This window comes from Kitasatospora sp. NPDC004799, from assembly GCF_040609095.1.
Classification (GTDB): domain Bacteria; phylum Actinomycetota; class Actinomycetes; order Streptomycetales; family Streptomycetaceae; genus Kitasatospora.
Genome location: NZ_JBEXJK010000451.1, coordinates 1 through 6,420, shown reverse-complemented (window position 1 = coordinate 6,420; position 6,420 = coordinate 1). Strand labels below are relative to the sequence as shown.

5 protein-coding genes are annotated in these 6,420 nt (G+C 73.3%); 3 read left to right on the top strand and 2 right to left on the bottom strand.

Annotated features, from left to right (window positions below; translation table 11 throughout):
- The 3 genes from ABZW03_RS35165 to ABZW03_RS35155 form a co-directional block, all read left to right on the top strand.
- The coding region (locus tag ABZW03_RS35165) for a lantibiotic dehydratase (RefSeq protein WP_355267756.1) at nt 1-2,440 on the top strand (2,440 nt) is incomplete at its 5' end.
- On the top strand, nt 2,437-3,681 hold the full coding sequence (locus ABZW03_RS35160) for an MFS transporter (protein ID WP_355267752.1): 1,245 nt from the start codon (nt 2,437-2,439) through the stop codon (nt 3,679-3,681). The genes ABZW03_RS35165 and ABZW03_RS35160, both read left to right, overlap by 4 nt.
- Entirely contained in the window at nt 3,678-4,580 is a 903-nt protein-coding gene (locus ABZW03_RS35155) for an aminoglycoside phosphotransferase family protein (RefSeq protein ID WP_355267749.1), read from the top strand. Before ABZW03_RS35160 ends, ABZW03_RS35155 begins: the two co-directional genes overlap by 4 nt.
- 64 nt (nt 4,581-4,644) lie before the next feature.
- Here ABZW03_RS35155 and ABZW03_RS35150 read toward each other — a convergent pair whose 3' ends face one another.
- Both ABZW03_RS35150 and ABZW03_RS35145 read right to left on the bottom strand, forming a co-directional pair.
- Nucleotides 4,645-4,974: a hypothetical protein gene (locus tag ABZW03_RS35150; protein ID WP_355267746.1), complete on the bottom strand. Its 330-nt coding sequence runs from the start codon at nt 4,972-4,974 to the stop codon at nt 4,645-4,647.
- A 15-nt stretch (nt 4,975-4,989) separates the two neighbouring features.
- Nucleotides 4,990-6,420, bottom strand: a 1,431-nt coding sequence (locus ABZW03_RS35145; RefSeq protein ID WP_355267743.1) for a polymorphic toxin-type HINT domain-containing protein, incomplete at its 5' end; no start/stop codon positions are given.

Here is a 6,420-nt window from a genome sequence, read left to right as displayed (position 1 = left end):
GCGCCGGCACCCGGTGCCCGGCGCGGCGAAGCTCTCCTCCCCGGCCGGCTTCCTGCTGCCCGTCCCCGAGCCCGAACTGGCCGCCGCGGCCGCCGCCGTCCCCGCCGAGGCGGCCGCCGCCCTGCGCGCCTACCAGGACGCCGCCCGGCACTTCGCCGCGGAGCAGGCCGCCTTCGCCGCCCGGCACCAGGACCGGCTCGACCGGGCCGGGGCCGCCGTGGTCGAGGCCTTCGGCGACGAACGCCTGCGGCAGGTCCTGCTGCTCTCCAACGACTCCGCCTACCCCACCTTCGCCGCCTGGCTCGACGCCCACGACGGCGGGACCGGTCGGCGCACCCGCAAGATGACCGACCTGCTCACCATGTACCTCCAGCGGGTCACCACCAAGAACGAGACCCACTCGCACTTCGGCCCGTTCACCCCCGGCCTGGTCGGCACCGCCCCCGGCATCACCTGGTCCGGTGAACAGGAGCTGGAACGGCGGGCGCTGTTCAGCCACTGGGCCGCCGAGAAGCTCGCCCAGAGCGCCGCCGCCGTCCCCGGCCTGCTCGACCACGCCCGGCCCCGGCGCCGCCCGCTGTCCTTCCTGCGCGACGGCCGGATCGACCTGTACGCCTTCACCACCCGCGACGGCCTGGACACCGACTGGGACTTCCAGCACCTCGGCGGCCGCCCGGTGGAACCGTACGAGGCCTGGCTGTGGCAGCACTGCGACGGCGAGCGCACCCTGCGCGAACTGCGCCGGGCCTGGCAGCAGGAGCTGCGCTGCCCCGTCCCCTTCGACAAGGTGCTCGCCCAACTCGCCGACCTCGAATGGGTGGTCGTCGAGTTCGAGATCCCGATCGGCGACCACCGGCCGCTGGCCGCCCTGCGCGAGCAACTGCTCGCCGCCCCCGCCGAGCTGGCCGCCCCGCTGCTCACCGCGATCGACGGCTTCGAGGCCGACCTGACCCGCTTCGCCCGGCTCCCGCTGCCCGAGCGCGCGGCCGCGCTGGCCGGGACGAAGGCCCGCTTCGAGGAGCTGACCGGGGGCCCCGCGAACCGCAACAGCGGCCTGCACTACGCCGACCGCAGCATCCTGTTCGAGGAGGCCCGGGGCCGGCCGACCGACCTGACCGTCGGCCCGGACCTCGCCCGCTTCATCACGGACGAGCTGTCCATCGTGTACGAGACCGTGCTGGCCGGCCCCCGGCTGCGGATGCGGCGCGAACTGGTCATCCTCACCCGGTGGGTGGCCGAGCGGTTCGGCCCCGGGGTGGAGATCCCGCTGGACGTGCTCTACGCCGAGTTCTTCCGCGACCGGGACGCCATCGCCCGGGAGTGCCTCGCCGTCGAGGCCGAACTCGCCGAACTGGACCGGGAGATCAGCACCGCCCTGCTCGGCGAGGCCGCGACGGACCCGGACCGCGCCGAGGTCGTGGTGGACCGGGAGCGGATGGCGGCCGTCCTCGCCGCCCAGCCGAGCAGCCCGCCGGCGGTCTGCGACCCGGACATCCTGTTCGCCGCGGCGAGCCGGGAGGACCTGGCCGAGGGCCGGTTCACCGCCGTCATCGGCGACTGCCACGCGGTGCGGGAGGTCATCACCCACACCAGCTTCGGCCCGCTGATCCAGGAGCACACCCCCGAGCTGCTCTCCGAGGTGTACCGCGGCTACCGGTCCCTGCTCGCGGACGACGAGGTGCTCGCCAACCTGTCCCGCGGCCACCCCGACAAGTCCTCCACCCAACTCGTCTACCCCTGCCACGACCTGGAGGTCTACGGCCGCTCCGGGCAGACCCGCGACCGGGTGCTGCAGCCCTCCCAGCTGTACCTGGTGCTGCGCGACGGCCGGCTGGAGCTGCGCGCCCGCGGCGTCGAGGGGCGGCTGCGCCTGATGGCGCCCCCGGCCGGCGGCCCGAGCATCCGGCAGGACCCGCTCTCCCCGTTCGCCTTCCCCCGCCACTTCGGCGGCGCCGGGCTGGACGCCCCCGACCTGGCGCACATCCCGCGGATCCGCTGCGGCCGCGTCGTGCTGCAGCGCGAGACCTGGCGCATCCCCGCCGCCCGGCTGCGCGACACCACCGTCCTCGGCCGGCAGACCGGCCGGGACGACGCCGCCGGGTTCGTCGCCGCCTGCCGGCTGCGCGCCGAGCACGGGCTGCCCCGGCACGTCTTCGTCAAGGTCCCCGGCGAGCCGAAGCCCGTCTACGTCGACTGGGAGTCCCCGCTGCTGGTGCGCCAGCTGGGCCGGCTGGCCGCCAAGGCGGAGGGCACGCTGGAGGTCTCCGAGATGCTGCCCGCCCCCGACCAGCGCTGGCTGGAGGTGGACGGCCACCGGTACACCAGCGAACTGCGCTGCGCCGTCTTCTCGGCGGGCGACGGGGACCTCACGGCGCAGCCCGACCCGGCGGAGCCCGGTGCTCCGGCCGGCCCGGAGTCCCTTCCGGAGCCGCGCGGGTGAGCACCGACACCACCGTCCGCCCCGCCGCCGGCTACCACCGGGTCATCGGCGCCGCGGCCTCCTCCGCGGTCGGCGACGGCATGCGCTTCGCCGCGCTGCCGCTGCTGTCCACCGCGGTGCTGGACGACGCCTTCCAGGTGTCCGCGGTCACCGCCGCCACCACGGTGCCCTGGCTGCTGTTCGGCCTGCCCGCCGGGGCGTACGCCGACCGCTTCGAGCGGCGGCTGCTGATGGTCCTCGCCGACCTGCTGCGCGCCGCGGTGCTGGTCCTCACCGTCGTGCTGCTCGCCGCCGGACGGCTGACCTTCTGGCCGCTGCTCACCGCCGCCTTCCTGCTGGGCATCGGCGAGGTGCTGTTCGACTGCGCGTCCTTCGCGCTGATGCCCAGCGTCGTGCCCAAGGAGCGGCTGGAGTCGGCGAACGGCCGGCTCTTCGCGGTCCAGACGGTCGGCCGCGACCTGCTCGGGCAGGTGGTCGGCGGCGTGCTGTTCACGGTGGGCCGGGCCGTCCCGCTGCTGATCGACGCGGTCTCCTTCCTGCTCTCCGCGGCGCTGCTGCGCGGCGTGCGCGGCCCCGCGCCCGAACCCGAACCGTCCGGGGGCCGACCCCGGCTGCTGGCCGACATCCGCGAGGGGGTCGCGCTCGTGCTGCGCGACCCCCTGCTGCGCGCCCTGACCGTCTCGGCCGGCGTCATCAACGCCGTCTACCTGGGCCAGATCGCCGTCTTCGTCATCCTGGTGCGCGACGTGCTGGAGCTCCCGGACGCCGCGTACGGGGCGCTGCTGGCGGCCGGGGCGGTCGGCGGCGTGGTCGGCAGCACGGTCGCGAGCAGGCTGACCGCGGCGATCGGCCGGGTCCCCGCGCTGGTCGGCAACCTGGCCCTGATGGGCGTCGCCGGCCTGGCGGTGGCCGCCACCGACCGGGTCCCCGTGGTGACCGTCGCCTACTGCGTCACCGGCTTCGCCCTGATGGTCTGGAACGTCGTCGCCGTCTCGCTGCGCCAGACGATCATCCCGGACCGGATGCTCGGCCGGGCCACCGGCGTCTACCGGCTGTTCGCCTGGGGCACGATGCCCCTCGGCGCGCTGGTCTTCGGCCGGGTGAGCGCCTCGGCCGGGCCGCGCGCCGCCTTCGCCCTCGGCGGCGTGGTCACCCTGCTGACCTGCCTGCCGATCGCCTACACCCTGCTGCGGGACGGCAGGACGACCGACCGTCGCAAGACCTCCGAGGATGCACCATGAGTGAGCGTTTCGCCGTACTGGACCGGCTGGCCGAGCAGTGGGGCCTGAGCGGCCTGGAACTCGTCGGCAAGGGCCTGGAGTTCACCGTCTTCCGGGCCCAGGCCCCGGACGGCGGTCCGGTCGCCGTCCGGCTCGCGCACCGGCGGTTCGACTCCAACGCCAACGACCCGGACGTGGACACCCGCGCCCTGCTCGTCCAGGAGTACGCCATCGCCCGGCACCTGGCCGAGCACGGCCTGCCGGTCGCCCGGGCCCGGGAGCTGGTCCTCGCCGACGACCCGAACTCCCCCGACGTGCTGCTCTCCGACTACGTCCCCGACGACGGCAGCCCGCTCGACTCCCACGCCCTCGGGCAACTCCTCGCCCGCCTCCACCGGGTGCCCCCGCCCCGGCTGCGGCCGGTCGCCGCCGAGGGCGGCAGCACGGCCGACGCCCTCACCACCCGGATACTCCGCCGCTGGGCCGAACTCGGCCGCCTCGTCGCCGACTGGCCCGAGCCCCCGGCCGCCGCCCTCCTCGCCCACCACCTCGCCCCGCTGACCGAGACCGGCCTGCTCCACCTGGACGTCCGCAGCTCCAACATCCGCCGCCACCAGGGCCGCACCACCGCCCTCCTGGACTGGTCCAACGCCCTCCTCGGCACCCCCGCCCTGGAGTTCGGCCGGCTCGCCGAGTACGCCCGCTACCCGGAGAACGACCTCGACCTCGCCGCCCTCCGCACCGGCTACGCGACCGTCGCCCCGGTCCCCGCCGAGGACGACCCCTGCCTCCTCGCCTGCCGCCTGGACGCCGCCCTGATGCTCGCCCTGGTCTTCCTCTCCGAAGCCCCCGACCCCACCCGCGGCCCCACCGCCGCCACCCACGCCCGCGACCTCGCCGAGCGCCTCACCGCCCTGTAGCCCCGCACACGCAGAACGCCCGGCCGGGAGACCCCGGCCGGGCGTTTGCATGCTATGAGAGTACCTAGAGGGATTCACCTGCTTTGAGGAATCCCCGGTAGACGACCGCCAGCAGCGCCGCGTACGCGCGCATCTCCCGCGCGACCTCGAGGTCCTCTCCCGAGTATTCCGCGCACAAGGCGTCGGCTCGGGCCATGGCGTCGTCGAGTTCCGCCAGGACGTTCGCACCGGACGGCCTGAACTCACCGGTCCTCATATAGGCGTGGACCACCATCACGTACTCGTAGGCCGTGCCGAGATCGGCGCGGAGAAATCCCAACTCCCGGGTCGAGCCGTACGACGGGAAGGGAAGGCGGCGCCAGATGGTGTAGGCATCCGTGAAGCTCAGTTCCATGAATCCTCGCAGCCGTCAACTGCCGGGCTTGGGAGGATGATACGACACGATCTTCTTGTCCGGCAGCGACAGGAGCAGATACTCCTCCGTCACCGGATTGACGTATGCCACCCCCTTGAGCTTGTCGTCGTGGAAGGCGATGTCCTTGCCGTAGGAGTTCCATCCCGGCTTCGGACCCGGCACCTTCAGACGATCGGCCAGCGCCTTGGCCGCGTCGAAGTACTGCTGCTGCGTCATGCCGAGCGGCTCCCCGTGCCTCTGGAAGTGCTCCAGGAACTGCTCCCGGCTGTTCGGGTAGGTGGCGCGGTGGAAAATGCCGTCGACGTCGTCGCCGGAGATCTTCAAGCACGGCAGTCGGCCGGGACTGGCATTGTGAACCAGCACCGGCATGTCGCCCGCGACCACGTAGTACGTGTGGAGCTCGGCGACAGTGAGGTTGTAGGCGGGCTGGAGGGTGTTCCAGTTCCGGACGTCCTCGATGCGCTGGGGCTGTCCCGCCGGGTTGCGCAGCTCGTCACCGGCGACGAGAGCAGCGGCGTCGGTCCAGGTCTTCCGGTTCTCGGACCAGAAGGGGTGGTGACCGGTACTGGTCAGGGATCGACCAGCGCCCAGGGAGATGTCGGTGAAGTCGCCGTCGTCCGGCGTGTAGATGGTGTCCGAGACCCGACGGGGGCCGGTCACTCCGGTCGTGGGGTCGGTGGCGAGGACCTCGTCGCCGACCTTGACGGTCTCGATCGCACGGGTGGAGCCGTCGGCCATCAGGACGCGGGTGCCGGCGGGGAAGCTGTTCAGCTCGCAGGCCGGAGGGACTCGCTTGACGAGTTTCTGGATGAACTCGACGGCCTTCTCGCCCCAGGAGCCGAACTTCTTGGCCCACCGGGCGAGCTTGGCGACGGCAGCGCCGTCGCCGATGAAGGGGATCGCACCGATGCAGGATTCGACCGCCTCGGTGGTCTTGCCCTCGACGGCGTAGTAGGCGCAGTTGACGAGGTCGGCGATGTCGGCGAGGCCGGGGGCGACGACGCCGCCCACGCCGCCGATGACGTCGAGGGTGAGGTGGATGGTCTCGGAGACGAGGCGGTAGATGGAATTGGAGGTCTCGTTGTCCTCCTTCGCCTTCTTGATCTCCTCCTCGATCCCCGCGATCGCGTCCTGCTTCTCCTTGGAGGCCTGCGCCTGCGCCTCGGCGTCCTGGCGCTCCGCCTCCAGCCTGACGGCCTCCGCCTTCTGCTCGGTGTCGAACTTGGCCTGGTAGTTCGCGCGGGCGTCGTCGGCGGCGGCCTGGGCGGCCGTCGCGTCCTTACCGGCCGCTTCCGCGGAGGCCCGGGCGTCGGCTGCCGCGTTGTTGGCGTCGGTCGCGGCCGCCCGGGCCTGCCGGGCCGAGCTCTCGGCCCGGTTGGCGGAGTGGACGGCGCTCGCGGCGTCGCGGTTCGCGGAGGCCTTGGC

Coding starts and splice junctions, on each gene's coding strand:
- ABZW03_RS35155 (WP_355267749.1), top strand. CDS start 3,678: ATGAGTGAGCGTTTCGCCGTACTGGACCGGCTGGCCGAGCAGTGGGGC.
- ABZW03_RS35150 (WP_355267746.1), bottom strand. CDS start 4,974: ATGGAACTGAGCTTCACGGATGCCTACACCATCTGGCGCCGCCTTCCC.